33 protein-coding genes are annotated in these 26,471 nt (G+C 35.7%); 32 read left to right on the top strand and 1 reads right to left on the bottom strand.

Translation table 11 applies throughout. The features are described from left to right. Positions 1-157 precede the first annotated feature (157 nt). The 10 genes from ACTQZM_RS07785 to ACTQZM_RS07740 are packed head-to-tail and all read left to right on the top strand — an operon-like array spanning position 158 to position 3,966. Complete coding sequence (locus ACTQZM_RS07785) at positions 158-934, top strand: rolling circle replication-associated protein (RefSeq protein WP_441653398.1); 777 nt, start codon at positions 158-160, stop codon at positions 932-934. Continuing rightward, positions 934-1,305: a hypothetical protein gene (locus ACTQZM_RS07780; RefSeq protein ID WP_441653397.1), complete on the top strand. Its 372-nt coding sequence runs from the start codon at positions 934-936 to the stop codon at positions 1,303-1,305. The genes ACTQZM_RS07785 and ACTQZM_RS07780 overlap by 1 nt, the downstream gene beginning before the upstream one ends. Beyond that, positions 1,295-1,804 (top strand): Holliday junction resolvase RecU, encoded by a 510-nt coding sequence (locus ACTQZM_RS07775; protein ID WP_441653396.1) that lies wholly within the window; start codon positions 1,295-1,297, stop codon positions 1,802-1,804. Before ACTQZM_RS07780 ends, ACTQZM_RS07775 begins: the two co-directional genes overlap by 11 nt. Next, positions 1,791-2,039 carry a hypothetical protein gene (locus tag ACTQZM_RS07770; protein WP_311897780.1) on the top strand — a complete coding sequence of 83 codons (249 nt, stop codon included), beginning with the start codon at positions 1,791-1,793 and terminating at the stop codon, positions 2,037-2,039. The genes ACTQZM_RS07775 and ACTQZM_RS07770 overlap by 14 nt, the downstream gene beginning before the upstream one ends. Beyond that, positions 2,036-2,341 carry a hypothetical protein gene (locus tag ACTQZM_RS07765; RefSeq protein ID WP_441653395.1) on the top strand — a complete coding sequence of 102 codons (306 nt, stop codon included), beginning with the start codon at positions 2,036-2,038 and terminating at the stop codon, positions 2,339-2,341. Before ACTQZM_RS07770 ends, ACTQZM_RS07765 begins: the two co-directional genes overlap by 4 nt. A 14-nt stretch (positions 2,342-2,355) precedes the next feature. Continuing rightward, the gene (locus tag ACTQZM_RS07760) at positions 2,356-2,553 is read left to right on the top strand and encodes a hypothetical protein (protein WP_208921085.1); all 198 of its coding nucleotides are present in this window, start codon (positions 2,356-2,358) and stop codon (positions 2,551-2,553) included. Continuing rightward, a complete protein-coding gene (locus ACTQZM_RS07755; RefSeq protein WP_441653394.1) occupies positions 2,543-3,103 on the top strand; it encodes a helix-turn-helix transcriptional regulator in 561 nt (186 codons plus the stop codon). Before ACTQZM_RS07760 ends, ACTQZM_RS07755 begins: the two co-directional genes overlap by 11 nt. 18 nt (positions 3,104-3,121) lie before the next feature. Next, entirely contained in the window at positions 3,122-3,331 is a 210-nt protein-coding gene (locus ACTQZM_RS07750; RefSeq protein WP_047334506.1) for a hypothetical protein, read from the top strand. A gap of 1 nt (position 3,332) precedes the next feature. After that, positions 3,333-3,749, top strand: a complete 417-nt coding sequence (locus ACTQZM_RS07745; RefSeq protein WP_441653393.1) for a hypothetical protein — start codon at positions 3,333-3,335, stop codon at positions 3,747-3,749. Between the two features lies 1 nt (position 3,750). After that, positions 3,751-3,966: a hypothetical protein gene (locus tag ACTQZM_RS07740; protein WP_047334507.1), complete on the top strand. Its 216-nt coding sequence runs from the start codon at positions 3,751-3,753 to the stop codon at positions 3,964-3,966. A 50-nt stretch (positions 3,967-4,016) separates the two neighbouring features. On the opposite strand, the gene ACTQZM_RS07735 is transcribed toward ACTQZM_RS07740, so the two are convergent. Then, positions 4,017-4,706, bottom strand: a complete 690-nt coding sequence (locus ACTQZM_RS07735) for a DUF4145 domain-containing protein (RefSeq protein ID WP_441653392.1) — start codon at positions 4,704-4,706, stop codon at positions 4,017-4,019. 112 nt (positions 4,707-4,818) lie between these two features. On the opposite strand from ACTQZM_RS07735, the gene ACTQZM_RS07730 reads away from it, so the two are divergent. The 22 genes from ACTQZM_RS07730 (at position 4,819) to tnpB (ending at position 26,412) form a co-directional block, all read left to right on the top strand. Continuing rightward, entirely contained in the window at positions 4,819-5,238 is a 420-nt protein-coding gene (locus ACTQZM_RS07730) for a hypothetical protein (protein WP_441653391.1), read from the top strand. 165 nt (positions 5,239-5,403) lie between these two features. Further along, entirely contained in the window at positions 5,404-5,550 is a 147-nt protein-coding gene (locus ACTQZM_RS07725) for a hypothetical protein (protein WP_441653390.1), read from the top strand. After that, the gene (locus ACTQZM_RS07720; protein WP_441653389.1) at positions 5,540-5,899 is read left to right on the top strand and encodes an HNH endonuclease; all 360 of its coding nucleotides are present in this window, start codon (positions 5,540-5,542) and stop codon (positions 5,897-5,899) included. Before ACTQZM_RS07725 ends, ACTQZM_RS07720 begins: the two co-directional genes overlap by 11 nt. Positions 5,900-6,028: 129 nt before the next feature. Continuing rightward, positions 6,029-6,475, top strand: a complete 447-nt coding sequence (locus ACTQZM_RS07715) for a P27 family phage terminase small subunit (protein ID WP_208921089.1) — start codon at positions 6,029-6,031, stop codon at positions 6,473-6,475. Then, the gene (locus tag ACTQZM_RS07710) at positions 6,476-8,212 is read left to right on the top strand and encodes a terminase large subunit (protein WP_441653388.1); all 1,737 of its coding nucleotides are present in this window, start codon (positions 6,476-6,478) and stop codon (positions 8,210-8,212) included. 13 nt (positions 8,213-8,225) lie between these two features. Beyond that, positions 8,226-9,458: a phage portal protein gene (locus ACTQZM_RS07705; protein ID WP_441653387.1), complete on the top strand. Its 1,233-nt coding sequence runs from the start codon at positions 8,226-8,228 to the stop codon at positions 9,456-9,458. Further along, positions 9,439-10,032, top strand: a complete 594-nt coding sequence (locus tag ACTQZM_RS07700; protein ID WP_441653386.1) for an HK97 family phage prohead protease — start codon at positions 9,439-9,441, stop codon at positions 10,030-10,032. Before ACTQZM_RS07705 ends, ACTQZM_RS07700 begins: the two co-directional genes overlap by 20 nt. Continuing rightward, complete coding sequence (locus tag ACTQZM_RS07695) at positions 10,025-11,377, top strand: phage major capsid protein (RefSeq protein ID WP_171333675.1); 1,353 nt, start codon at positions 10,025-10,027, stop codon at positions 11,375-11,377. Before ACTQZM_RS07700 ends, ACTQZM_RS07695 begins: the two co-directional genes overlap by 8 nt. Before the next feature lie 11 nt (positions 11,378-11,388). Further along, entirely contained in the window at positions 11,389-11,655 is a 267-nt protein-coding gene (locus tag ACTQZM_RS07690) for a head-tail connector protein (RefSeq protein WP_171333674.1), read from the top strand. Beyond that, positions 11,636-11,968 (top strand): phage head closure protein, encoded by a 333-nt coding sequence (locus tag ACTQZM_RS07685; RefSeq protein ID WP_441653385.1) that lies wholly within the window; start codon positions 11,636-11,638, stop codon positions 11,966-11,968. The genes ACTQZM_RS07690 and ACTQZM_RS07685 overlap by 20 nt, the downstream gene beginning before the upstream one ends. Continuing rightward, positions 11,958-12,293 carry a hypothetical protein gene (locus ACTQZM_RS07680; RefSeq protein ID WP_248625890.1) on the top strand — a complete coding sequence of 112 codons (336 nt, stop codon included), beginning with the start codon at positions 11,958-11,960 and terminating at the stop codon, positions 12,291-12,293. Before ACTQZM_RS07685 ends, ACTQZM_RS07680 begins: the two co-directional genes overlap by 11 nt. Then, entirely contained in the window at positions 12,286-12,717 is a 432-nt protein-coding gene (locus tag ACTQZM_RS07675) for an HK97-gp10 family putative phage morphogenesis protein (protein WP_171333671.1), read from the top strand. The genes ACTQZM_RS07680 and ACTQZM_RS07675 overlap by 8 nt, the downstream gene beginning before the upstream one ends. A 12-nt stretch (positions 12,718-12,729) precedes the next feature. Beyond that, entirely contained in the window at positions 12,730-13,356 is a 627-nt protein-coding gene (locus tag ACTQZM_RS07670; RefSeq protein ID WP_171333670.1) for a major tail protein, read from the top strand. A 22-nt stretch (positions 13,357-13,378) separates the two neighbouring features. Further along, a complete protein-coding gene (locus ACTQZM_RS07665) occupies positions 13,379-13,765 on the top strand; it encodes a hypothetical protein (RefSeq protein WP_047335124.1) in 387 nt (128 codons plus the stop codon). A 232-nt stretch (positions 13,766-13,997) separates the two neighbouring features. Then, the gene (locus ACTQZM_RS07660; protein WP_441653384.1) at positions 13,998-17,780 is read left to right on the top strand and encodes a phage tail tape measure protein; all 3,783 of its coding nucleotides are present in this window, start codon (positions 13,998-14,000) and stop codon (positions 17,778-17,780) included. Continuing rightward, positions 17,780-19,297 carry a distal tail protein Dit gene (locus ACTQZM_RS07655; RefSeq protein WP_441653383.1) on the top strand — a complete coding sequence of 506 codons (1,518 nt, stop codon included), beginning with the start codon at positions 17,780-17,782 and terminating at the stop codon, positions 19,295-19,297. The genes ACTQZM_RS07660 and ACTQZM_RS07655 overlap by 1 nt, the downstream gene beginning before the upstream one ends. Beyond that, entirely contained in the window at positions 19,298-23,692 is a 4,395-nt protein-coding gene (locus tag ACTQZM_RS07650; RefSeq protein ID WP_441653382.1) for a phage tail protein, read from the top strand. Between the two features lie 29 nt (positions 23,693-23,721). Next, a complete protein-coding gene (locus ACTQZM_RS07645; protein WP_441653381.1) occupies positions 23,722-24,051 on the top strand; it encodes a hypothetical protein in 330 nt (109 codons plus the stop codon). Beyond that, complete coding sequence (locus tag ACTQZM_RS07640) at positions 24,041-24,259, top strand: phage holin (protein ID WP_441653380.1); 219 nt, start codon at positions 24,041-24,043, stop codon at positions 24,257-24,259. The genes ACTQZM_RS07645 and ACTQZM_RS07640 overlap by 11 nt, the downstream gene beginning before the upstream one ends. Beyond that, the gene (locus ACTQZM_RS07635; RefSeq protein ID WP_441653379.1) at positions 24,260-25,381 is read left to right on the top strand and encodes an N-acetylmuramoyl-L-alanine amidase; all 1,122 of its coding nucleotides are present in this window, start codon (positions 24,260-24,262) and stop codon (positions 25,379-25,381) included. 505 nt (positions 25,382-25,886) lie between these two features. Continuing rightward, on the top strand, positions 25,887-26,081 hold the full coding sequence (locus tag ACTQZM_RS07630; RefSeq protein ID WP_087663370.1) for a hypothetical protein: 195 nt from the start codon (positions 25,887-25,889) through the stop codon (positions 26,079-26,081). Beyond that, a complete protein-coding gene (gene tnpB / locus ACTQZM_RS07625) occupies positions 26,074-26,412 on the top strand; it encodes an IS66 family insertion sequence element accessory protein TnpB (protein ID WP_231940229.1) in 339 nt (112 codons plus the stop codon). The genes ACTQZM_RS07630 and tnpB overlap by 8 nt, the downstream gene beginning before the upstream one ends. Positions 26,413-26,471: the final 59 nt, after the last annotated feature.

The following is a 26,471-nucleotide window of genomic DNA, read 5'->3' as shown; positions in this document are numbered from 1 at the left end:
TTAGATTATACCATTATCAGCTATTTTTTGCAAAAAAACGCCATTTTAGAGCGTTTTAGCGACCTTGTAATAGGTACTAACTTAACGGATAAAGTAGTTTGAGGTAGATGGTATGAAATCATTTGTGAGAGAAAAAAGGACAGTGGCAGGAAATTACATGGAGATAGATTTATATGTGCGTACAGAGGAACAGGAACGTGCTTGTAGAATGCCACGCAAGAGAAGGAACTATATTTCAAGACCATCTCAGAACAATTGGAATGATAAGAAGAGCAGAAGATACGCTAAGTTACTGATTTATGCGAATTTCAAAAAAGATGATTATTATCTAACTTTGACCTATTCAAATGAACACCTACCTCAAACTCCTGATCAAGCTAAAAAGGACCAGGACAATTATCTCAGAAAGTTAAAAAGACTATACGAAAAGCGAGACCAGGAATTGAAATATATGTGGTTTACATCTTATCAATTTGATGATGAAACAGGATATATTAAACGAATTCATCACCATGTATTGATTAATGGAGTAGTGGATAGAGATTTGATTGAAGATTGCTGGTCGAAAGGAAGGGGAAAAAGTAAAGAGAAAATAGGTCGTACAGATTGTCGTAGGATTCAGCCTGGGAAGATGAATGAGCTGGAGGAATTGGCCAATTATTTGACGGACCAGGAGAAACATGAAAATGGGCGATGGAAGAAAGGTCAAAAACGTTGGTCCTCTTCTAAGAATCTGATAAAGCCTTATGAAACCAAAAATGATTATAAATGGTCTCAGAGAAAGTTAGCTGAAATTGGACGATTGGGCGATGAAGAAAGTATTTTAGCTAAATTACAAGGAAATTATAGAGTAATAGGCGAAATGAAATCAAAATATACCGAGGAAACAGGTTGGTATGTGAAATTAGTAGTGATGAAGATGGAGGATACGTGATGAGCAGAAAATTGTATTTGGTAGCATGTTATGACAAAAACGATGTAATTGAGCAGATGAAGGTGTGGTTTTTAAAATTAAAAGTTCATAGCAATAAAGATTGGAAAATGAACAAGGAAGAACGATGCATCCAGTCATCGAATAAAGATATTATTTATTTTCGCGATGGAAATGAGATTAGCTATACTCAAGGAATTGCATTTAACGGTTTGGTACAGAGTTTGCAGTATAGGAATTTTACCTCTTATGAAGCTAAGGGCTATTATGAAAATCTATTTTTGAGAACGATGCGAACTTATGGGAAGAATGACCGATTTGGGTTTCTGGCTGATATGAGCAAGAAAGTAAGAGGTATTGGCGATGAACATTAGAAGTTATCAAAGTAAGTTGAATAATGCTCAAGGAAAACATTTTGAACGATTAATTGAGCAAGCATGTACTTACTATATGAGACAAGGAATTGCCTTGATTGAAAAAACTCCTGAGCCTTTTACAGTCACTAAATTATTAGGGTATGGCAAATTTGAAGGTAGATTTATCGGAAAAGCACAGCCTGACTTTAAGGGTACTTTGAAAAATGGACAGGCGATGGTATTCGAAGCAAAGCATACTAGTCAGAAAAAAATGAATCAGAGTGTTGTGTCTAAAAATCAAGCTAAGTTACTTAACATGCATGAATTGTTAGGTGCAAAAGTCGGAGTGTGCTGCATGATTAATAAAACGGTTGGATTTGTAGATTGGGCCACTTGGGATTCTATGTTAGGAAAATACGGTCGTAAGTATATTACCGAAGAAGAATTAAGAGAATTTGAAATACCTACACCAGGATTTGCAGATTTTTTGGGAGTGACAAGCGATGCAGCATTCTAAGTACGATATAGCAAAGTTACAGTTTGAACTATTTTGTGACAAACGAGGATACGAGGTTATGAGTTTCATGGTCAATTATCGAAATAAGGAACAATTTTTAGGTGAGTATATGGATCCTGAAAGTTTAGAGTCAGTCACAATCTTGATATCTAAAAACAATAAGTATTATCAGCTTTTAGGCAATAAAAAATATAAAGAAATTGAATATGTATTGAAGGAGGAAGAAAAGAAATGAATAGAGAGGAATTAAATAAAATAGCGAATGAGAGTCATAAGGTGTGGTTTGAGCGATGGATTAAGAAAAATCGGAAAAATTTTGAGAATAAATTAGTAATTGCAGCAAAACAAGGATATAGATACACAAATTTTTATTATCCGTTGAGTAAGGTTGATAGAAATTTAAGAAATAGATTATTGGACAGTAGAACAGAAGAATATTTAAGAGAAGAATTCAAGGATTTCAAGGTGAATATTTATGAAAAAGATGGACTATTAGGGATTTTTGATAGACAAATAATTATCGAATTTAGATTTTAAGGGAGGAAAATGCGATGGAATTAAGAGCAGAATTAGAGAAAATCAATCTAACAAGCAAGGCTAGTAAATTAATTCTTGAAATTGCAGATGATATGTTAGGAGAAAAATTACCAGAGCTGCAAGAGTTAATCGGTAAAGACGTGACAATTCAGATTAAACCAACAAATGTGCAAGGTACGATTTGGGAAGGTGAAGGTAAAAATGAAAAATAAAATAAAGGAACTAAGAATAAAAAAGAATTTAAGTATTTCAGATTTAGCTAAATTAGTAGAAGTGGATGAGGAGGAACTATTCTATTACGAAAATGATGAAGTGACTATGAATATAGAAAATGTAATTCGCATTGCTGATTATTTCAATGTGACACTAGATTATATGTTTGGCAGAGAGGCGAAGAAGCCAGAAATTGAAAAAATATATATGTTGCAGGATAAAGGCTCAAAAGAATTTATTAGCGATGGACTCGAAACATATGAAGAGGCTTTGATGGAATTATCAAAAAATAATGATGCAGAGATTACTATATCGTATGGGCGATGGTGGCCAGAAATAGAAGCAACTAGTTTGATGGATGAATTTGATTATAAGGCTAATGATGAATGCGGTGATGAATTAGGTGATTATTTTATCGATACGCAAGATGAAGTAGTAAATGAATTAGAAAATGAATTAAATAGTGTATTAACTTTTTGGATGTTGAGACACGATTTAGATCCACAAATATTCAGATACGTTTCAGTAAATGAGTTAGACATAATTTGAAAATAAAGGCGATGTAATATGAGTAGAAAATTAGCAGTTTATGATGTATATCGTGGCGATGAATATCTATTTTCAGGAACAGCTAAAGAAATTTCTTTAGTAACAGGGCTGAAGATAGATACAGTATATTGGTTTGCTACAAAACAAAGAATGAGAAGAGTAGAAAAATCAAAGAAGCCAAGAGGATATATACTTTTGAGACAAGATGATTTAGATGGAGAGTTTTAAAATGGACAAAGTAGATAAAATTAAAAGAAAAATTAAAAGAGAACCTGACATTAGTTTATTTGAATACGAAGGGTTTGAATGTGTCATAGCTAGAAACGATTTAGGAGTATTGTGTGGGTATCTATCATTTAAACTAGGTCATAAACTATACGGTGCTACGGTAGAGTATATGGAAACACATTTTCCCCATTTACCATTTCACGGAGGAGTGACTTTTGCTAATAAAGGGATATATGTTGATTTACCAATAATAACTAATGACTGGTATATAGGATTTGACTGTGCACACTCATTTGACTATATTCCTGCTTATGAAAATCGTATTGATGGTTTAGAGTACAGAGATCATAAATATGTTAAGCAGCGTTTGAAGGAAAGTGTAATGTATTTAATTAGAAACGGTGTGAGAGGTAAGTGATATGGGAAGAAAGTCTAATGAAGAATTAGAAGGAGAAAGAGAGATAATATTAATAGATTGCAATTTCAGCTTTTCGATTAAAATGATTCGTTTAGTTAGAAATATGTGGCGCGATGGCTATAAATATAAGTACATTGCTAAGGCACTGAATTTAAAAGAGATCGATGTTGTACTGATCTTAGTTCATTTGATGCATCAGAGTAGGATGATAAAGTAGGCCAACACAACATTGAGCTAGATCGAGTTGTGTTGGTCGAATTAATGAAATTACTTATTGTTTTTGTCTGAAGTAAAAGACATGGCTTGATCGGCTGTATATTCTGCAACGATAAAATGTACTGTTGTGTTAATGAATTTTTTTAAATCAGTTATATCTTTATCTTTATGTTTCCTTTGGTAATGTGTTTCATCATTACCAATCCATGTAGCAGCTTTAGCCAATGCTTGAATTTTTGGAAAATCACGCATGTAATCATTAATCACATTTCCCAAAAATTTATTTTTTATACTTTCTTCTTTTTCTGGATTTTGCATAATAAGATAGTCTTTTATCAAAAATTCTACGGCTTTTCTATATCCAACACCAGCAATTAAATCTAAATTCATTTTAGACGCGGTTTCAGCTTGAGTATATATTTTTACGAAATTAGGAGATATCTTGTTTATCTCATCAGGAAGCTGTACATTTGTTGGAGTAATATAAGGAGAATTACTTGGAATTAAACTGTCAATATCGTAGTCACTATGATAATTTAAAACGAAGTATTTGTCGCATGAATTGGAAGTGCACTGACAGGTTACACAAACGTTTTTTTTATTATTTAAAGTCTCATGACCAAAACAGCCAATTATTTTTGGCTCAATAGTTTTCCCGCATAAAGGGCAAAAATCAGGTAGTACTATTTCTGTTTGCTCAAATCCATAAAAAAATTTAATATCTACTAATTGTTTTGACAATTATACCAACTCCTTAAATATTTATTAATATGATTTTACCACAAATAAAAATATTATTGTAAAAAATGTCACCTCTTCAGGAGATGGCTAAATTAACGAAGAGGTGATCTTATTGAAGTTTGAATGGCTACAAGATTATATGGAAATGCAAAACCATATCGCATATTTAAAAAAGAATTTAGTCAGAACAGAGAGAGAACTTTGGCGATGGACTTATGGAGATTTATCAAAAATAAAATTAGAGAAAGGTTCAAGAGCAACAAGATTGGAAGAAATTATAGAAAGCTTGAAGCAAGAGATAGAAATTACTGAAAATAGAATTTTAGATATAGAGCAATTCATTTATTCTTTAGATGGATTAGAAAGTCAAATTGTTAGAATGAAATACATTGAGAATAAGTCGTTAAAGGAAATTGCTGAAATAACTGGTTATGAATATGGATATATCAGAGTCAAGCATGCGAGCATCAAACGCACAATGAACTTTGCTAATAGCTATAAAGAGAAGATAGAAAGTAAAAATGTTACATAAATGTTATAACATTTATAATACAGACTTATTGCATAAGGCGTGTTAATCTATTAGTGTCGAATAATGACGAGAGAGATATTTGGCTACTCACACATTAATTTCAAATATCGAAGGGAGGAAGTCTTCCATCGTTTTGTTCACGAAAAAAATCATGGAGGTAATAGCATGGCAAAGAAAGTCGAAGAAACAGTTGCTGAAGAAACAGTTGTTGAAGAAAAGGTTGAGTTAGAAGTATTGAGGGTTACTAGTGCAGGTAAGGAAGTATATGATCCAAAAACAAAGGAAGTATTGATTATTCCGCATGAGTCGTAAGTATACTGGTGATGGTAATGAAATTGTTGATAAGTCTGTTAGCTCTTTCAATAGAAAGAGGAAAAAGACAAAATCAATTTATCATCATGCGAACAAGGAGTTCTATCGAAGTAGCGAATGGCAAAGCACGAGACAATTTGTTTACGAAAGAGAAAAAGGTTGCTGCCAAGTATGTGGTAAGTTCGTATTTGGCAAACAAGCTCAAGTGCATCATATTGTACCGATTGCCAAAAATCCATTATTGAAGTTAGATCCAAAAAATTTAATGCTCGTTTGTCCAAAATGCCATATCAAAGTCGAAAATGATAACAAACCGAAAAAAGTTTTTCCATCGTATTTTCAAAAATGATTTTTGAAAAAAATGGATGCCCCCCCTATCAAAAAATTTCAAAAATGGAATTAGGAAGATAGGTCACAAAGGAGGCTCACACATCGTTGGAAAGCTTTTTTTAAATTTTAAAAGGGGGGTAAGCAAAAAATGAGCACAAAAGCAGAGCGAAGAAAAATTGTTGAAGAAAAAGTAAAAGCTGAACGTGAACGCATTTTGAAGGTAATGAATCAAGCAGATTTATATGCCATTACCCTGGATTCTTTGATTGAATCTTACCTAGATATCTATGAAATTTACATCTCAAAATACATTTTATGGCGTGAAAAAGGCTTCCCAGAAACACAAAAATTTACAAATAAATCTGGATCAACAAACAAAGTCAAGCATCCACTTGCTCAGCAGGTAGAGACATGGGCTGATAAAAAAATGCGTGCGTTAGACCTATTAGGACTGACGAATAAATCACGCATTGGAAAACAAATTGCTGGTCTTTCTACTGCAAGAAAAGATGAAGAAATTACTCGTCCAGAAGAAAAGGTTGTGGATGATTTGGAGGCACATCGTCAAAAATGGAGAAAGAGAGTAGGTGGTTAGATGATTGAACCAGGAGTGAACTATGCAGATGAATTTGCGAAAATGGTTCGGAAATCTCCTAAGAAATATCCGCTTACTGTACGTAAGGCAATTGACCGGTATTATCGTTGGAAGAAACGGAAAGATATTTGGTTTGATGTGAATCGAGCAAATGAAATGATGGATTGGGTAGAAACATTTATAAAACATTCTAAGGGTGCTCTTGTTGGGCAGCCTTTTTTGTTGGAACCGTGGGAAAAATTTATTTATTCATGGATTTATGGCTGGGTGCATGAAAATGAAAATGGCGATGTTGTTCGTGTAACGAAAGAAGCTTACGTTCAGATTCCTAAGAAGAATGGGAAAACGTTGATAGCTGTAGGAGCATTGGGTTATGCGATGTATGGAGAAGGAAAAGTTTCGATAGATTGCTATGCGTGTGCTTCGGATTTCGCTCAAGCTCAATATGCGGCCAAGCCATTTGCAGCATCTATCTTAAATAATCCAGCGCTCTTAGAAGGAACAAAAATCTACAAGGGTCCAAAAGGTACAGTAGCTAGTGTTGTGTATAGCTTTATCAAAGATAATATAGCTTATGATAATAAGTTTATTGTGCAGTCGAAAAATATTGAAAATATTGAAGGTTCAAATCCATATTTTATTTTAAATGATGAGCTGCATAAACAAGAAAAAATGGAGCAATATGACAACTTTAAGTCTGCACAAGTTTCTTTAGCAGCGACTGGTGAACCGTTGATGTTTAATATTTCGACTGCTGGAAAAGGCAGTAGTTCTGTTGGAATGCGTGTCTATCGCGAGGCGAAAGAAGTCTTGAAGCGTGATGATAATGATAGTTCGTTTGTCATGATTTATGAGCCTGATAAGAATTATGACTGGACTGATAGAAAAGTTTGGGAAATGGTTAATCCAAACTGGGGTGTTTCAGTCAATCTATCAGCTTTAGAAAGTGCCTTTAAAACAGCACAGCGTTCAGCACATTCAAAGGCAGAATTTTTAACTAAGCATTTAGATGTATTTGTGAATGGTGCTGATCAATATTTTGACCAGGAACAAGTGGAGGGATGTTTGGTAGATGAAGAAGAATTAGGTAATTTGACCGGTGAACAGTGTGTAATTGGCTTGGATTTATCGAAAACGACTGACTTAACCTGTGTATCACTTAATTTTCCTAGCTTCAACGATGAAGGAAAAGCGATTTTAAAGGTTAAGCAAATGTATTTTCTGCCAAATGATAATATTGATTTTAGAGAAAAAGAGGACAATGTGCCATACACAGACATGGTTGAGCGTGGATATGCTCAATTTTGCGATGGAAAAATGATTAATCAGGACCAGGTTATTGATTACATTACCGATTGTATTGCTAAATATGATGTTCAGCAGATTAATTATGATCCAGCGATGTCTCAAAAGCTAGTTGAAAAGCTAGAAAATATCGGTATGGAATGTATTGAAGTACCACAATGGCCCAAAGTCATGAATGATCCATTTGATGATGTGGAAAGATTGTTCTATGAGGATAAGATAATGACGGACAATCCTTTATTTGTCTACTGTACGTTGAATGTTGTGGCAGTAACGAATATCAATGGCCAAAAAGCACCGTCTAAAAGGCAGTCTAAGAAAAAGATTGATGGCTTTGTCGCATTTTTATGTGCACACAAGGAAACTATGATGCAAATGTATGATGTAGATGATGATGCGATGGATGAATATTTAGATGAAATCTTTAGGTGAAAGGAGGTTGGATATGGGATTACGAGATAGGTTTTCTAATTTTGTGTATCGACAATTAGAAAAGCGAGGAATAGTAGAGGATGTTTTAAACAATTCAATTCGCTATGGTAGTCGATGGATAACCAGTGATAATGTCTTAGAAAGTTCGGATGTATATGAATTAGTATCAGATATATCCAATCAAGTTGCTTTGGCCACACCAGTAGTCATTGGACCTGATGAGCAAGAAATTCGTAATCATGCTGTTTTACGAATATTGAATCAACCAAATAATTATTTGACTGGCTTTGAATTGATGAAATTGCAGGTTATAAAGCTATTAATTGATGGAGAAGTATTTCCAATCAGTGATAATGATCAAATACATTTAGCTCCTGCAGATACAGTTTATACAGAAATTGACAATCGGCTAGTGGAGCATTTCAAAATCAATGGAAACGAAATTCCACCATTTATGATTAGACACATCAAAAATATGGGTACTAGTCATAATGGGGGAGTAGGAATTAAGTCTCTAGCGAAAAATACGCTAGAAGGTGTAATGAACGCAGAAAAATCATTGACTGATAAATATGTCAAAGGTGGACTCTTAGCATTGCTACTAAAATTAGATACGCATTTGAATCCACAGAATAATACGCAGTCCAAGTTGATTACTAGAATACTTGATCAATTGGAAGGAATTAATGAACAGCATAGTGTTAAAATGATTCCTCTTGGTAAAGGGTATGAAATTGAAACACTGGCTAGTCCGGTAGATGATGATAAAATTTTGAGATATTTGAGTGTTTACAAAAAAGATTTAGGCAAATTCATGGGCATAAACGTGGATACCTATCAATCGTTGATGAAAACAGATATCGAAAAAGCGATGATGTATCTGCACAATAAGACAGTTAAACCAATATTGAAAAATTTGAGCGAGCATTACAGCGCGCTTTTTTTTGAACCTAAAAGTGGCTATCGAGTAGAATGGAAGATTAATATTCTTGATTTTGTACCTTATTCTACCAAAACCAATATTGGTTATAACATTGTTCGTACTGGGATTACAAGTCCAGATAATGTGGCAGAAATGCTTGGATTCCCTAAACAAAACACTCCAGAAACACAAGCGATTTATATTTCAAATGACTTATCAAGAATTGGTCAAAAGAATGCTACGGATGATTCGTTATCTGGAAGTGATAAAAATCAAAACCATAATTTGAAAGGTGGTGAGAAAGATGAAGAAAATGCTGATTAGGAATTTTGAAATTAAAAATATTCAGCGAAGAGATGCAACTGATGATGGAAAAGAAGAAGTTGTGCTAGGTGGTTATGCATCGGTATTCAATGAACGCACTACTTTATGGGAAGGCTTTGATGAAGTCATAGCGCCTGGAGCGTTTAGTCGAGCTTTGAGTGAAAATCAAGATATTCGCTGCTTGTTTAATCATAATTGGGAAAATATTCTTGGTCGAACTAAAGCAGGTACTTTGATTTTGGAAGAAGATGAACGTGGCTTGAAATTTGAAGTAAAGCTACCTGATACTACTGTGGCTAGGGATTTAGCAAAATCTATTGAGCGTGGCGATGTCAATCAATGTAGTTTTGGATTTATTCCGACAGAAGAAGAAATTGATTACAAGTCAGATCCAGTATTGAGAACTATCAAAGAAGTTGATTTATACGAAGTTTCGATTGTTACGATTCCACAATATGAATCAACAGAAGTATCTTTAGTCAGAAGCAAGGAAGATGTTGATGAGTATCGTTCATTAATTGAAAAACGGAAAAAAATATTAAATGAAATAGAGGAGATGTTGAAACATGAATAGAAAATTATTATTGGCTCTACGTAAGAAAAATGAAGAACGTTTAACTGAATTACGTACGCAATTAGAAAAAGGCGAAGTGCGAGAAGCAGATATTGAAAAAATTACACAAGAAATTGAAGATATCAAAAATCAGTTACAAGAAATTGCTGATTCATTGGCTGAAGATAATAGTGAAGATGGCACTGATAGCGAAAATCGAGATGGAGAATCTGAAGACTCAACTACTGAAAGTGAATCAGAAAAAGATGAAGAACGTGGCAGTGAAGAACCTACAGAAAGTCGTGCAGGCATGATTGATACAGAAACACGAGCACGTTTAATGAATGGAATTGGCAATGCATTATCTGTTCGTGGACGAGTTTCTAACGAAAAGAAAGAGATGCAGTTACGTTCGGCTTTTGCTAATTTTGTAGTAGGGAATATTTCTGAATCGGAAGCACGTTCGTTAGGTTTAGAAGTCGGCAATGGTAAAGTAACTGTACCTCAAGTAATTGCTTCAGAAGTTATCTCTTACGCACAAGAAGAAAACTTATTGCGTAAATATGGTAGCTATGTTAATACGGATGCTGATGTTAAATATCCTGTTTTAGTCAAAAAAGCTGAAGCTAACGTTAGAAAAACAGAACGTGGCGATAGTGAAGATATTCCAGATACTGGTATTGAATTTACAACGATTGACTTAGATCCAACAGAATTTGATGCATTGTGTACTGTAACTAAAAAATTATTAAAACGTACTGGTGTCAACGTGGAACAGATTGTTATTGATGAATTGAAGAAAGCCTATGTTCGTAAGGAAACGAATTTCATGTTCAAAGGAAATGATTCAGGAAACGAAAATCAAGGCTCTCTTGAGAAAAAAGCAGTCAAATTCTATGATGAAGTCGCTATTGATACGAGTGCAGAAGGTTGGTCTCAAAAAGTATATGATCAATTGGTTAAATTCAAAAATCAACCTGTTACTGAAGTTCTTAAAAAATCAATGTGGATTGTTAATCGCGCAGCATTGACAATGTTGGAACGTATGACTGATAAAAATGGATTACCATTATTACACCCAGCTACAGATGGATTAGGATACAAATTATTAGGTCATAATCTAGACTTTACGGATGCAGCAGACGGTGAGGATCCAACTAAACCAGTATTGTATTTTGGAGATTTCAAAGCTTTCCATATCCAAGAAGTTAAGGGTGGTATGGAAATTATGAAATTAGTCGAAAAATATGCTTCTACTAACCGAGTAGGATTCCAAATTTACAACTTAATTGACGGTCAATTAATCTATAGTAAGTTTGAGCCTGCTGTATATCGTTATGAAGTAGGTACCGTTAAGCCTTCTTAGGAGCTGATTAGATGGATAATGTGGAATTAGTCGAAAAACTAAAGAAACATCTTAATTTTGAAGAGGGGATGGATGAGTCCATGCTCTCTTTTTATCTAGAAAAATCCAAAAAATATGTTAAACGTGCGACTGGCAAAGAAGATGAATACTTGATGATTATGGTTGCTGGAATCATGTATGATTATCGTGTTTCGGAAACTGATTTGACTGCAGCATTGGATGCTTTAACTCCATTCTTTATCCAGGAGGCTTTTGATGATGAAGAGACAAGTGAATAGATTGAAGTTTGTCGCAAGGCTTTTGGTTTATAAGGAGACTACTAATCCAGAAACTGACCGTCCAATAAAAGATTACATGTTTGAGCGTGAAATTCGCTATCAAAATATGGGTGTGACAGCTACAGATAAAATTATTGCTGATAGAGAGACAAATGATGTAGTCAAAAAAATTGAAATACGAATTGATAGAAAGATTGAAGATAATCAGAAAATCTATCGAATCGAAATTCGTGATAAAAAATATAATATTGAGCGAATTTATACCAGGGAAGAGGATAACGTTATGGAGGTGTCTTTGTCGTATGCAGGTTAGTTTGGAACAGTTAAGAACAATCTTAAAATCGACCAATATACCAGTTTATCGTGAATATGCTCCAGAAAGTCAAGATTATCCTTATATCATTTATGAATTTGTAAATGAAACATATAGTCGTGCATCGGATAAAGTATTGGTTGCAAGTCCTTTATATCAAGTCTCCTATATTACTAAAGGGATTGAAAAGGAATTATCAGTTGTCAAGCAGGCATTAAATCAGGCTGGTATTGTTTATGAATCGTTTAGCAGTGGTAGATTTGATGAAAATGATGAGACAATTACTCAATTCAACACTTTTGTGAGGTGTGTGCACGATGGGTAATCATGATGGCTTTGCTGATGTTATTAAAGAGTTGAATAAGATTGTGGATGTTCAACAGAAATTAAGTGAAGAAGCATTGATTGCTGGTGCAAATCATTTTGTGGAGCAGTTAAAGCCTAGGATACCAAGAACAACTTTTAATAAGCAACACTTAATTGATAATCTTGGTATCGAAAAAAAAGAGGATAAAGTGACCGTGGTATTTTACGCTGATGCCTTTTATTGGTATATGGCTGAACATGGACACTTAACTGCAGGGCCAAAGCATCGTTTGGAACAACGTAGGAAGAATGGTGTTAAAACGAGAGTGGCAAGAAAAGGAAATAAAAAAGTTAAAGGTCAATTCTTTGTGAGAAACACGATAGATGCTGAATCGGAAAGAATTGGCCAAATTATGTTAGGAAAAATTAATAAGAAAATCTAAGGAGGAATCTAGATGGTAGCAACAGTTGAGAATTTAGATAAACAATATTTTTTAACAATTAAAGAGTTATACGTTGTTTTTATGAATACACCGGAGAATGGAACGACTGATCCAGTGTATGACGAAACAATTTTTAAACAAGCGAATATTACTGAATTAGGGTTAAAACCTGATGTGAAGTCATTAGTTAAATATGCTTCTGGTCAACAAATTATTAATGCTTATAAAGTAACTACATGGGAATTAGCCTTTAAGTTAGCTTATCTTCATTCCAAAGTACGTGACAAAATGTTTAATAAGAAAATCAAAAATGGTGTATCGTATGGAACTGCTGATGTGGTAGAACCAAACTATTTTGCTATTGGCGTTCGTGCGCCACGCAATGATGGAACTGAAGTAGCGATGTGGTATCCAAAATGTTCGATTGCACCGGCTGAAGAAACTTACCAAACATCAAATGATGATATGAAGTTGGACGATGTATCTTATACAATCACAGCCAATCCATTAAATACTAATAATCGAACATATTTTGATTTTGATTCTGCTCGTGAAGAAGCTACAGGGGTAACTGTAGATAAATTCATGGAAAAAGTTATTGTTAGCGATGCAATGATTACAGCTTTAAAGACAGCTTAATTGAAGAAGGAGAGTGATTTAGTTGCCAAAATTGAGTGATTTAGTCAATGTTAAAGCGAATGAAGATGTGATTCACATTCAAGGTAAAACCATTCCAGTATCCTTTACGATGGAATCTATTCAATATGTTCAAGAAGCATACAATAAACCTTACAAGTATTTTGTTAAAGACATGGAAAAACTCTTGAATAAAGGTCAATTTACACTTGGTAATAAAGAAATCAAGGTAATGTATGCAATCATTTATGCGATGATTCGTACTGGAGGAACAGAATGTACACCACAGGAAGTTAGAGGCGCTGTAATGGTAGAAGATTTACCGAATGTCTTTAGAGCTGCTTATAAAGTGTTCAAAAATAAAGATTTCCAGGTCCAAGATTTAGAGAAATTTAAGTCTAAAAAAAAATAAAAAATATCTACGTTGAATCCCAGGAAGACGAAGAGTTTGACTGGGATTTTTGGTTGTATGTTGGTATTACTCTTTTGAATTATGATTATGCATATTTTATGAGAGTAACACCAAATGGGCTGTTAAAATCTTATATTTTGTGGTGCAAATTTAATAATCCAGATGCATTAGTTGAGGAAAAGGAAGTCTATACCATCGAACAATTACCATTTTTCAATTAGGAGGTGAGTGAATGTCTGAGAAAGTAAGTACACACGTATTGGAGTTTAAGACGAATGGTTTAGTGGAACAAGCTACTACAATCAAACAATTAAATGCAGTCATGAATACTGCTTCAAAAGAGTACAAGGCTCAAGTAGCAGCGATGGGAGAAAATGCAACTGCCACAGATAAATTGACTGCTGAAAAGAAAAAGTTAATGACTCAAATGGAAGCGGCAAAAAAACGTACTCAACTTCTAACTGAAGAATATGAAGAGATGAAGAAGTCAGGAACAGCGACTACTGATGAATTGACCAAAATGGCTGGAAAAGTATTAGCTAGTCAGACTGCTGAAGCAAAATTAGAGCAGTCTCTTACTAGAGTAAATGCGGAATTATCTGATCAAGCTGTTGCTAGTCGTAGTGCTAAAGATACTCTTCAATCGTTGCAAGAAGAAGCCAATGATTTGGGAGCTGAACAAAAGAATCTGATTGCTCAATTTAAATTACAACGTGCAGAACTTGGTAGTAATGCTACTGAAGCTCAAAAGGCAGAGCTTGCTCAAAGACAATACGGAGAACAAGTTCGATTGACTGAAAGGATTGTAGCTAATTTAGAAGCACAATTAAGAGAAGCAAAAAGTGCCTATGGAGAAAATTCTGCAGAAGTCAATCAATTAGAGGCAAAATTAGCTGATGCTAGAACAAAAATTGCACAATTTGGCAATGAATTAGGCAAAATTGATGGAAATGCTAAAGATGCAGCAAAAGGAATGGATGATTTAAATAATTCTGTTCAATCTGGAGTCTTATTAGAAGCTGCAGATAAGATTGCTGAACTAGGAAGTAGTTTGCTAGAGCTTGGTAAAGGAGCTTTGGCAGCTTCACTAACCACAAGTAGTTCCGTTAGTGATATTAAACAAGCTCTTGGGTTAACAGAAGAACAAGCTAAGAGTGCTGGAGACACAATCAATAGAGTGTTTGAATCTGGAGTAGTTGGTTCTACACAGGAGGCAACTGAGGCAGTAAAGATTACTATGCAAGAATTTGGTTATTTAGATTCTGCAGAGTTAGGAAATTTAACCACAAACATTCTAAAAATTTCGGATTTGACCGGAACAGATGTTAAGGAAAATGTACGTTCAGCAACAAAAATGATGACTGCTTTTGGTATGGATGGAGAACAAGCGATGGATTATATCGCTAAAGGATACCAGAACGGATTAAATATGCAGGATGATTTTCTTGATACATTAAATGAATATAGTGGCTATTTCAGTCAAGCTGGTTTTAGCGCTGGTGATTTTTTTCAATTATTAGAAAATGGAATGAATGCTGGTGCTCAAAACACCGATAAAATTGCTGATGCTGTAAAAGAATTTCAGATTAGACTGGGCGATGGGTCCTTTGAAGCTAATATGGGGAAATTTTCTTCAGATACGCAAGGCTTATTTAGAGATTGGCAAAAGGGTAAGGCAACCGTATCTGATGTAATGCATTCTGTTGGAAAAGATTTAGCTAGTATGTCTACTGCTGATCAACAAGCTGCTTTGTCATTATTATCTTCTCAATTTGAAGATTTGGGGATAGATGCATCTTTAGCATTATTTAAAACAGGCAATTCTTTCGATAATGTAAAAGGTAAAGCAAAAGAAATGGGCGAGCTAAATCCTGCTGAAAAATGGCAAGGAGAAATGAACAAGCTTACGGATAATATCAATGCGATAGGCGATGATATTAAAGGCTATTTATTTCCTATCCTACAAGATTTAGTAAAACTATCAGAAGAATTTGAGAAAATGCCAGATAGAGTTAAAAAGTTTGCCTTAGTAGTTGGTGGCTTAGCTGCAGGTTTAGCCGTATTATCACCAATAATCGCAACAGTCAAAATACTTTTCGGACCACTTGGCGCGATGTTCAGTGGGCTTAGTTCGGCTATTGGTGGAGCAATCACAGCCTTTCAATCTGCTGGAGGAGTAGTTAGTGGACTACAGGCAGCTTTTGTGGCATTAAATGGCCCAACAATTTTAATTGTAGGTGCAATAGGAGCTGTAGTAGCTGCATTTGTGTTAGCTTATACGAAAATCCAGCCATTTAGAGACTTTATCAATGGCTTACTAGATGATGTCATAAAATTTGCAACACAGATTTATAACCAATATATTGGGCCAGCTATTGAAGAGGTAAAGAATGCTTTTATTAATGGACTGAATGCAATTAAATCTTTTTGGGACCAATACGGAGCACAATTTCTTCAAGCATTGCAAACTTTCTGGGAAATGATTATGGCAATATTAGCTCCAGCAATTAATATATGCCAGGCGCTATTTAAGAATGGCTTTGACCTGATTGTGAATATTGTAAAAATCGCATGGGATTATATCAAAGGAATATTCTCAGGAGCATTCAATATCATCACAGGGTTAATTAAAGTATTTACAGGGATATTTACTGGAGACTTCCAAACTGCAGTAGATGGTGTAAAAAGCATATTCTCAGGAATGTTTACCATTATTGCATCAGGATTTAGAGCTTTCAAGGATACCATAGGAAGCATTATTGGTGCGATTGCTAGCACGATTAAAGATACAATTGGTGGAGCAATTAATGGTGTTATTACCGGAATCAACTGGGTGCTCAAAACGGTCGGCTCAAGTACAAGATTGGAAAAAGTTAAGTTTGCAAAAGGTACTGATGGTGTACCACACGACATGATTGGGGTAGTTAATGATCAACCAGGTAACACTTATCGTGAATTGGTCCAATATCCAAATGGTTATACGTTTATACCTAAAGGCAAGAATCAAACCATTTTTATGCCTAAAGGTACAAAAGTTATGCCAGCCAATCAAACAAAAGAGCTCATGGATATGGGAGCATTGCCACATTTTGCTGGAGGAATTGGTGAATTTTTCGGAAATGCTTGGGATAAAGTTAAAAATCTTGGTGAGACAATCTGGGATTATGCAACGAATCCAGGTAAATTGTTAGAATTAGCAGTTGATAAATTTGTATCAATTGGATCTAGCTTAGAACCTTGGTTTAGTATGGCAGTGGGAAGTGTTAAATATTTAACTACTGGAGCAGTTGGATTTATTAAGAAAATCTTGGATGAATTTACTGCAGCACCTTCAGGAACAGGAGTAGAGCGATGGAGAAATACCATTAAACGTGCGCTATCAATGAATGGATTACCCACTACAGATAATTACGTTAATGCTTGGATGAGACAAATTCAAACGGAATCAGGAGGAAACGAACGTGCTGTTCAAGGAAATATTGGAGATATTAATAATCTAACTGGTGATTTAGCCAAAGGATTGCTTCAGACTATTTCAGCCACGTTTAATGCCTACAAATTCCCTGGACATGGAAATATCTTTAATGGATTTGATAATGCTTTAGCAGCTATCAATTATGCCAAAAACCGATACGGTGCTACAGGTATGCTACAAGTCATTGGTCATGGACATGGCTATGCACAAGGAACACCTTGGGTACCTGATGATCAAATTGCTTTGATACATAAAGGTGAGATGGTCGTACCAGCAGACTATAATCCGTATAACTCAATTAAAGATGTGGCAAAAATGAGTGGAAACAAACTTTCGTATTATGCTGACAGATTGAATTTAACAGAGTTTAGAGATTATGTGCTTACTGCAGCAAAAGAAATAGCTGAAAATGTGAAATATACTGTTGAAGTTCCAGTTAACTTAGAAGGAAAAGAAGTAAGTAAAGTTACTGCACCATTCATGATGAAGGATATTAACCAAATTGAATCGATGAAAAAGAAAGTAGGTGGATTAAGATAATGATATCAGCTACATTTGGTGGAGTGGCACTGCCAATTTTGATTACGAAAATAAATAGAGAATTAGTGCCGAGTGTTACTAATCAAACCAAAAATTTTGGAAAAAATGGTGTAAAAATTTTAAATAGCCATCATCAAGGTAGTAAGGTAGTAATCGAATTTAACGTGAAGAAATTTAATCTAATTCAAATACATGAGGCTAGGAATAATCTTGTTAATATTTTGGTTCAAAATAATGGTGGAAAATTAATTTTTAGTGATAAGCCTAATCAATACTACAATGCTTATCTCGATGGTGAACAGTCATTAGATTTTGATTGGGAATATTTACTAGATAATACAGGAAAACTTACATTTTTAATCCCTGATGGCCTAGCACACTCAGTTGACCTGACACCTTTCACTGCTACGGTTAATGATCAGGGAATCCTATCAGTGGATATTGATTATGACGGAACGGTAGAAACACCATTAGAGATTAATATTAAAAACACAAGCGAAACTGGTTATTTGAGTGCGATTGGTGTAAATGGAGAAGAAGCAACCTTTATCACGCAACTTGGTTATGTAGACGAAGCGAATGGTGAAGTAAGAACCAAAATGCAGACAGTTAGGCCAAAAGAGAATGGCAAAAATTTTGCTGATTGGCAGAATGCGTCTGTATTTTACGAAAATCAATCTAAAAAAATTGTTACTACAATGACGACAACATCAAATTGGGGCGGATGGTTAGGCATTTTACCTGGTAGCTTTAGCAACTCAGGATATAGTTATTACGGCGCATGTAAAGAGTTAATCTTTGATGCACCAATGAAATATTGCTACACCTGGGCTAGAGCATGGTTTGAAACCGGAAGAATGGGCCAATGTGGCGAATGGTGTTTAGCATACGTAGACGAAGATAATCATTTTATCGCTGGTATGGCGATAGAGAAAGATGATGCAGTGGGAAATACAGCCAATATTAGATTTTTGATTGGTGACGGCAATGGTGGCAGTACAGTTTTTAAAGCAATCCAATATACGCCTAGTTACTGGATACCACCTAACCCTTATGGTAGCCAAAGTAGAGATACCAACCGAAATATGTTTGACCTGAAAAAAGAGGGTGCTAAGATTACTTATTTTTGGGATGGGAAATATTATACGCATACTGTAAAAGCTTTAGAAAATAAACGTGTAAAAAGACTACAATTTTTTGTCGGTCAATATGGAAGTCAGCCAGTATCTAAGTTGGTAACTCGCATGGGTATTCGCGATATTTTGGTTGTGGATTTAAAATCTCAATACTGGGTGGATGTACCAAACAGATTTATTGCTGGTTCAAAAGTGGATATAAAAAAAGAAAATGGTGCGAACATAATCTATCGTGATGGTATTAAAACGCTAGATGATTTGATTACAGGAAGCACCTTTCCAGTATTGAAACCTGGTCAAAATCATATTGAATTTGGCTATAGTAATTTTACTACTACTCCACCAACAATTACCGGAACATATAGAAAGAGGTGGTACTGATTGACAGTAAAAATTGATAAACCAATGATTGCGATTTTGGATAATCAGGATCACTTGCTTTGCTTATTAGATGATTATACGGATAGCAATCTGCATACCTTTTTGCAAGGCACAGCCGCTTTTTTTAAATGTTCAGTTGTACAAAATAGCGAGTATTCGCAATATTTTAAAGTTGGTAACAAGGTATCGTTTGTATGGAATGACATCAGTTATCACTTTGACACTACAGCAACAACTAGAAATGAAGAACTAGTCAGCATCCAAGCCGATAGTTTAACATTAGAGTTGCGAAATGAAGATAGCAGAGCCTATAAAGCAAGTAGAGCCATGACATTTGAGGAATACTTAGATGTCTTTTTGTTTGCCGGAGATAATCCGATTGTCATGGGAGTCAATGAAGTAGCTGATAAAAAACTGCAATTGGAATGGGAAGGTAGCGAAGATAGTGTGTTAGCTAGGCTGTTTAGTCTAGCTAATAAATTCGGTGCTGAAATTGAGTTTGAAACTATCTTAAATAAGCATTGGGGCTTAGAAAAAATAAAACTAAATGTCTATCGTGAACATGACGATAAGCATCAAGGAATAGGAAAGCGTCGAACAGATATTTTACTTGAGTATGGACATAACATTGAAACAATTGAGATTGAAGAAAATATCGACAATCTCAAGACGGCCATACATGCAACTGGTAAAGATGGATTGACACCGGCAAGCGTACTGATTGACGAAAGAGATGCTGATGGTAATCAACTTTACTATAGCCCAATTGGTGACGGATCCATACGTGCTGTGCAAGCTAGAAATCAATTTATGTCTAAGGTCAATGGCGAAGGTTATATTGCTAAAAACTGGACTTATGAAACAGATAACCCTAATGTTTTAGCCGCTCAAGCGCTGGCAGAACTAAAGAAGATATCGAAAGTTGAAGTTACAGTCAAAATTAAAGGATATGAGTATCTTGGTATTGGTGACACAATACTTGCACAAGACACTGGATATAATCCAGTGTTAAATTTAGAAGCTAGGATTAGCGAGCAAGATATTTATTTTGATAATCCAGAAAACAATACTAGTACATTTACTAATGTTGAAATTTTGAAATCAGAAGTAGATGAATCTTTGCTTACTAGAGTCAGGGAGTTAATCGAAGAAAATAAGGTCTATGATGTCCAAATACTGACATCTAACGGCTACTCGTTTAAAAACGGCCAAGGTAGTACAACCTTAACTGCACGTGTTATGGATGGACCGAGAGATGTGAGTGCAGACTTTGCTATCAACTGGTATCGCGAGAATGATTTAATAGGCCCAGATGCATCTATCACAGTTCAAGCGAGCAGCATTAATGAAAAGGTCGTATATCGGATAATCGCCTACAAGGATGGAGTCGAACGAGGTAGAAGCGAGTTAACTCTGATTAATGTCAATGATGGTTTGCAAGGTCCTCAAGGTCCTAAGGGAGAGCAAGGTGAACAAGGTCCAGCCGGTCAGGATGGGATACCTGGTAAAGATGGTGTTGGATTGAAAACAACTGCTGTAACCTATGGGATAAGTGACTCAGAGACTACTCAACCAACAACTTGGAGCAGCCAAGTACCAGCATTGACTAAAGGTAGTTATCTATGGACGCGCACGGCATGGACATATACTGACAATACGACTGAAATTGGCTATCAAAAGACCTATATTTCTAAAGACGGAAATGATGGTACAGATGGCTTACCAGGAAAAGACGGTGTCGGAATTAGCTCGACTACAATTACTTATGCTACATCAACATCCGGGACTGTACAGCCTACTAGCGGATGGAGTAGTCAAGTTCCAAGCGTACCAAGCGGCCAATACTTATGGACGAAAATTGTTTGGACTTATACAGACAACACGTCAGAAACTGGCTATTCGGTAGCTAAGATGGGTGAACGTGGGCCACAAGGATTACAAGGTATCCAAGGTCCAAAAGGTGACCAAGGTATCGCGGGTAGACCTGGTGCAAACGGGCAAAGTCTTTATACTTGGTTAAAATACGCTGATGACGCTAATGGTAATGGTATGAGTGAAACACCTGATGGTAAGAAATATATTGGTCTTGCTTATAACAAAACTGTGGCAACAGAAAGTAGCAACCCTAGAGATTATACATGGTCGTTAATTCAGGGGGCCAACGGTGTTAACGGTGCAGATGGTATTACACATTATACTTGGGTTAAATATGCTGATACGGCTACAGGTGGAGGCTTATCTGATAGTCCCACTGGCAAAAAATATATTGGTTTAGCCTATAACAAGACTACTCCAACTGAAAGTACAAATCCAAGTGATTATCAATGGGCATTAATCAAAGGCGACAAAGGAGACAAAGGAGATACTGGAGCAACTGGTGCTACTGGTCCAACGGGGGCTACTGGTAATGGAGTATCGTCTACGAATGTATCTTATGGAGTTTCAACTAGTGGAACAACACCTCCTACGTCTTGGGGTAGTACAGTACCAACTGTATCTAGTGGACAGTTTCTTTGGACTAGAACAATCATTTACTACACCAACGGAACAAATAGTACTTCATATTCAATCGGGAAGATGGGCGAACGAGGTCCAACTGGAGCTACTGGTCCAACAGGTCCAACAGGTCCGACAGGGGCGACAGGGCCAAAAGGAGATAAAGGTGATACTGGAGCTACTGGAGCAACTGGCGCAACGGGTAACGGTATTTCATCTACCAATATCACTTACGGTGTTTCTTCAAGCGGTACTACAGCTCCTACATCATGGAGGACAAGTGTTCCTAGTGTATCAGCTGGTCAATTTCTTTGGACTAGAACTATTTTAACATATACGAATGGGACAACATCAACGTCTTACTCTATCGGAAAAATGGGAGAAAGAGGCGCTACTGGAGCTACTGGTGCTACTGGTCCAACAGGTGAGACAGGTCCAACGGGAGCGACAGGTAATGGAGTATCTTCAGCAGTAGTCAATTATGGAGTTTCAACTAGCGGAACAACTCAACCAACGAGTTGGAGGACAAGTATTCCTAGTGTACCAAGTGGACAATATCTTTGGACTAGAACAGTTATGAACTACACAAATGGTTCAAGTACCACATTTTTCAGTGTTTCTAAAATGGGAGAAACTGGTGCAAGAGGTTCGATGGGTATAGCCTACTTACAACCAACGACACCAACAGGAACTATCGAGAATGGCTCAACGTGGTTTAAAACTGTTTCATCAACTGACAGACGTATTACAAGTGTGTATCATTATTTATCAGGTACTTGGGTACAAAATCAATTTACGCAAGATGCAATCAACGTAAATAGCTTGAGTGCTTTAAGCGCCACGTTGGGAAATGTTACAGCAGGTACAATTACCGGTAGCGTGTTTACAAATACATTTAATCGTTCGTATACAAGTACGCTTAATAGAACTGGTACTACAAAATTATCCGATGGTAAACTAAGAATTGATTATAAAGATGTTAACAAGTCAACAGGCGCAATAAGTGCCAATGGTTCATACATGGAATATAGTGAAAGTGGTATTAACTTCGCTGAAAATGATGGCACTAGTACTGGAAAACGGTTAGAATTAAATAGCAATCGACTTGCCTTGGGTTCGAGTAGTGGCGCTTTATATGCAGACCCGTCCAAAGTACAATTATCAGGTAACGGTTACTTTCAAATGCTACCTAAGTATTTTTTGGGTTCGTCCGACAACACTAATTTTCAAAAATTTACATGGACAACTGATGGGTTCGAGTTGCGCCCAGTTGATATAAATGCTAACCCTAGAAACGGTAACACAGGTATTGAAATAACTGGGGCTAGCTCATATATTGACTTCAAAACACCGTACAATGGGGCACAAGACTACGATATAAGATTTATTGAAAGTACTGATAAAAGATTTACCATTGAGTCAAACACACCGCAACCGATTCACATTAAGAGTAATGTTGGGGGAAACATTCATTTAATTACGAACAATTCTAGTGGTTGGGTAAATTCATGTTCAAACAATGGTTTCAACTCACGAAACCCGAACGACACAGCATTTGCAAGGATACAAGCAAGCAGTTTCATCAATGCGTCTGATGAAAAATGGAAATATAATATTAAGGATATGCCTTCGAGATTAGAACAATTTAAAAACCTTAATTTTAAAGCTTATCGTTTATGGGCTGAAAGTGGAAAATATCAAGAAGGTGTCATTGCCAATGATAACATTGAACTTCCATTCATTAGTAAAGGCTACGATGGATACGCAGTTGATAGTTACGCTTATACAACTTTCATTGGTAAATCGCTACAAGAGTATATTTTACAGACTGATGAGAAAATCAAGTGTTTAGAAAATAAAGTAGAACAATTAATGCAGAGATTAGAGCAGCCAGAATAAGGTTGTTCTTTTAGTTTGGAGATGATTTGATGGAATTTTTTCACGATACGTATACGATTGCCTTGCCAGTTCTATTAGGCTATATTGTATGGCTATTGAAAGAGCAGAAACGCAAGCAGAATTTGGCTATAAAAAAACGTGATGATAATAGCAAAGGTACCATGCTATTGCTGAGAGTACAATTGATTGAATATCACGATAAGTACACGCAAAAAGGCGAAATACCAAGCTATGCCTATCAGAACTTTTGCGAAATGTATGAGGTATATCACTCGCTCGGTGGCAATAGCATGATTACCAAAATGAAAAGAGAGATTGATGAATTACATTTGATTGGGGGTAAAAAACATGAAAATTGATTGGCAAACACGTATTAAAAGTAAGAAATTTTGGTTAACTCTTATTTCAGCAGTATTGCTTTTGATTCAAACGATTTTAGTTCCTTTTGGTTACAAATGGGATTTTGGTATCTTGAATCAACAATTAACATCAATCATTAATGCTTTGTTTGGTGTGTTAACCATTATTGGAGTTGTATCTGATCCAAATATCAAAGGGGATGAATAGATGACTAAAAAAATTAGACTATGGCTTGCTGCATTAGCAAGTCTTTTTATTTTGATAAATATACCGGTACAAGTTAGTGCTTATGAAATTGATACAACATATAATCAAATGCGTAGTTCCATGCGTACGAATAATCGTTTTGTCATTTTACATGAAACAGGGACGTATGCACCTGCTGTAAATAATGCGATTTATTTCAACAGAGCATGGCAAACTTCTCAAAGTTATACAGCGTTTATTGTTGGTGATGGCGGTAAGGTTTATCAAGTGTCACCTACTGGATATGTTCAGTGGGGAGCTGGACAATATGCCAATGTTAATAGTCCAGTTCAGATTGAGTTGGCTCGTACAACCAATAGAGCACAATTTGAAAAAGATTATGTAACTTATATTCAACTAGCTCGTGACATGGCTAAGAAATACGGTATTCCGTTAACTTTAGATACCGCTGGAAATGGTGTTAAAACACACAAATGGGTTACAGATAACTTCTGGGGTGACCATACTGATCCTTATGGATATTTAGCGACTTGGGGTATTTCAAAAGCTAAATTAGCTAGCGATATTGCTAATGGTGTTGGGGGAATAGAAGCCAATAATAATGGTGGAAAATTACCTACAGTGCCTAGACAACCACAACAAATGTTGCCAAGCCAACCAGTTGGTGGATATAAAGTTGAAAGCTACAATGTGCCACAAATTACTGATACTGCTTTGAGAGTTAGAACTAGCCCCAATACACACTCAACGATTATTAGAACTTTACCTCAATGGTATAGATTTAATGCTACTAGAATCGTTAGAAATGGTGAAAATGTCAACGGTTATACAACTTGGGCTGAGGTTAATGGCCAAGGTTGGGTAGCGATGGCGTACACGACACCAACGAAAAATGTAGTTGCTAAACCAACAACGAATTGGAAAGTGTCAACAAGTGGATATTATACGGTAAAATACACAACTAATATTCGTACAGCTCCATCTACATCAGCTGGCATTGTTAGTACGTATAGCACAGGTCAAGGATTCTATTTTGACGGTTATGTAAATGCTAATGGTTATAAGTGGCTAACATACATTAGTTATAGTGGCCATAGACGATATGTAGCGGCTATTGACTAAAAATATAAGCCCTAGTTTTTAGCTAGGGCTTTTTTGAATGCCATTCGATGTGAACTTCTATAAGTCAAAACATATATTAATAAAATAAGCAATCCACCACATTATTTTGGTGGTGGATAGAAATATAAATAATGATGAATAGAGTTTATTGACTATATATTGACTAAATATTTCAAGATTAACTAGAGTTATTCAGCGGTTATAAAACGTTAAAAACATTGATAGACTAACATTCAGAGATAATCAGAGATACTACTATATAATAGTAAGAAAAAACCAGGTCTTAAGAAAGCTCGTAAAGCATCACAATTCTCAAAACGTTAATCAATACGATACTATCAACGTTTACAGACATTCAAGAATTTTCTCTTGGATGTCTTTTTTGTATAAAAAATAGTTGTTTTTCGGAAAGTTAGCTATGTAAGCGTCCAATAACAAGGTGTATAGCATCCCTCCAGTCCTCCAGTTATACTGTATTCAAACAGAAGATTGGAGAGGATTTTTTATGACGAAACAACCAATTGTCCCTTTAGAGATGCCCAAAAATGAAAGGAATCACTTCAAGCAACGAAGCAAAAATGAGCTCTTGCTTCGTTGTAAAGTGGGGTCACTTGAACTCAGCTTTTTCTCATCACTTGATGCATCTCAACGAAATGAAATTTTAGAAAAGGTGTTCTCTTATGGGGATAAACTTGAGTGAGCTGGGTCCTGTCTACATTGTTTGTGGAAAAACGGATTTACGAAAAGGAATCGATTCACTGGCTTACCTTATTCAATCACAATTTGATTTAGACCCTTTTTCAAAATCCGTCTTTCTTTTTTGTGGTGGAAAAAGTGATCGATTTAAAGCCCTCTACTGGGATGGTGAAGGTTTCTGGTTGCTTTATAAACGTTTTGAAAATGGACGGTTAACTTGGCCAAGAAGTACTACGGAGGTTCAGGCTTTAACGCCTGAACAAGTCGAATGGTTAATGAAAGGATTTTCTATTACACCGAAAATTTTAGAGAGTCAAAGTCGACATTTCTATTGAAATATCGGCTTTTTTTCGCGTATAATAAAGAAAAATCTTGAGGAGTTAACGAAGATGTC

The sequence above is a fragment of the Enterococcus cecorum genome (assembly GCF_052119425.1).
In the GTDB taxonomy this organism is placed as follows: domain Bacteria; phylum Bacillota; class Bacilli; order Lactobacillales; family Enterococcaceae; genus Enterococcus_E; species Enterococcus_E cecorum_C.
Note: the sequence above shows the minus strand (reverse complement) of the source record. Positions and strands in the feature narration are given on the sequence as shown.

Excerpts from the sequence above, each read along its gene's own strand:
- ACTQZM_RS07785 (WP_441653398.1), top strand. The coding sequence starts at position 158 with ATGGAGATAGATTTATATGTGCGTACAGAGGAACAGGAACGTGCTTGT.
- ACTQZM_RS07780 (WP_441653397.1), top strand. The coding sequence starts at position 934 with ATGAGCAGAAAATTGTATTTGGTAGCATGTTATGACAAAAACGATGTA.
- ACTQZM_RS07775 (WP_441653396.1), top strand. The coding sequence starts at position 1,295 with ATGAACATTAGAAGTTATCAAAGTAAGTTGAATAATGCTCAAGGAAAA.
- ACTQZM_RS07770 (WP_311897780.1), top strand. The coding sequence starts at position 1,791 with ATGCAGCATTCTAAGTACGATATAGCAAAGTTACAGTTTGAACTATTT.
- ACTQZM_RS07765 (WP_441653395.1), top strand. The coding sequence starts at position 2,036 with ATGAATAGAGAGGAATTAAATAAAATAGCGAATGAGAGTCATAAGGTG.
- ACTQZM_RS07760 (WP_208921085.1), top strand. The coding sequence starts at position 2,356 with ATGGAATTAAGAGCAGAATTAGAGAAAATCAATCTAACAAGCAAGGCT.
- ACTQZM_RS07755 (WP_441653394.1), top strand. The coding sequence starts at position 2,543 with ATGAAAAATAAAATAAAGGAACTAAGAATAAAAAAGAATTTAAGTATT.
- ACTQZM_RS07750 (WP_047334506.1), top strand. The coding sequence starts at position 3,122 with ATGAGTAGAAAATTAGCAGTTTATGATGTATATCGTGGCGATGAATAT.
- ACTQZM_RS07745 (WP_441653393.1), top strand. The coding sequence starts at position 3,333 with ATGGACAAAGTAGATAAAATTAAAAGAAAAATTAAAAGAGAACCTGAC.
- ACTQZM_RS07740 (WP_047334507.1), top strand. The coding sequence starts at position 3,751 with ATGGGAAGAAAGTCTAATGAAGAATTAGAAGGAGAAAGAGAGATAATA.
- ACTQZM_RS07725 (WP_441653390.1), top strand. The coding sequence starts at position 5,404 with ATGGCAAAGAAAGTCGAAGAAACAGTTGCTGAAGAAACAGTTGTTGAA.
- ACTQZM_RS07720 (WP_441653389.1), top strand. The coding sequence starts at position 5,540 with ATGAGTCGTAAGTATACTGGTGATGGTAATGAAATTGTTGATAAGTCT.
- ACTQZM_RS07715 (WP_208921089.1), top strand. The coding sequence starts at position 6,029 with ATGAGCACAAAAGCAGAGCGAAGAAAAATTGTTGAAGAAAAAGTAAAA.
- ACTQZM_RS07710 (WP_441653388.1), top strand. The coding sequence starts at position 6,476 with ATGATTGAACCAGGAGTGAACTATGCAGATGAATTTGCGAAAATGGTT.
- ACTQZM_RS07705 (WP_441653387.1), top strand. The coding sequence starts at position 8,226 with ATGGGATTACGAGATAGGTTTTCTAATTTTGTGTATCGACAATTAGAA.
- ACTQZM_RS07700 (WP_441653386.1), top strand. The coding sequence starts at position 9,439 with ATGAAGAAAATGCTGATTAGGAATTTTGAAATTAAAAATATTCAGCGA.
- ACTQZM_RS07695 (WP_171333675.1), top strand. The coding sequence starts at position 10,025 with ATGAATAGAAAATTATTATTGGCTCTACGTAAGAAAAATGAAGAACGT.
- ACTQZM_RS07690 (WP_171333674.1), top strand. The coding sequence starts at position 11,389 with ATGGATAATGTGGAATTAGTCGAAAAACTAAAGAAACATCTTAATTTT.
- ACTQZM_RS07685 (WP_441653385.1), top strand. The coding sequence starts at position 11,636 with ATGAAGAGACAAGTGAATAGATTGAAGTTTGTCGCAAGGCTTTTGGTT.
- ACTQZM_RS07680 (WP_248625890.1), top strand. The coding sequence starts at position 11,958 with ATGCAGGTTAGTTTGGAACAGTTAAGAACAATCTTAAAATCGACCAAT.
- ACTQZM_RS07675 (WP_171333671.1), top strand. The coding sequence starts at position 12,286 with ATGGGTAATCATGATGGCTTTGCTGATGTTATTAAAGAGTTGAATAAG.
- ACTQZM_RS07670 (WP_171333670.1), top strand. The coding sequence starts at position 12,730 with ATGGTAGCAACAGTTGAGAATTTAGATAAACAATATTTTTTAACAATT.
- ACTQZM_RS07660 (WP_441653384.1), top strand. The coding sequence starts at position 13,998 with ATGTCTGAGAAAGTAAGTACACACGTATTGGAGTTTAAGACGAATGGT.
- ACTQZM_RS07655 (WP_441653383.1), top strand. The coding sequence starts at position 17,780 with ATGATATCAGCTACATTTGGTGGAGTGGCACTGCCAATTTTGATTACG.
- ACTQZM_RS07645 (WP_441653381.1), top strand. The coding sequence starts at position 23,722 with ATGGAATTTTTTCACGATACGTATACGATTGCCTTGCCAGTTCTATTA.
- ACTQZM_RS07640 (WP_441653380.1), top strand. The coding sequence starts at position 24,041 with ATGAAAATTGATTGGCAAACACGTATTAAAAGTAAGAAATTTTGGTTA.
- ACTQZM_RS07635 (WP_441653379.1), top strand. The coding sequence starts at position 24,260 with ATGACTAAAAAAATTAGACTATGGCTTGCTGCATTAGCAAGTCTTTTT.
- ACTQZM_RS07630 (WP_087663370.1), top strand. The coding sequence starts at position 25,887 with ATGACGAAACAACCAATTGTCCCTTTAGAGATGCCCAAAAATGAAAGG.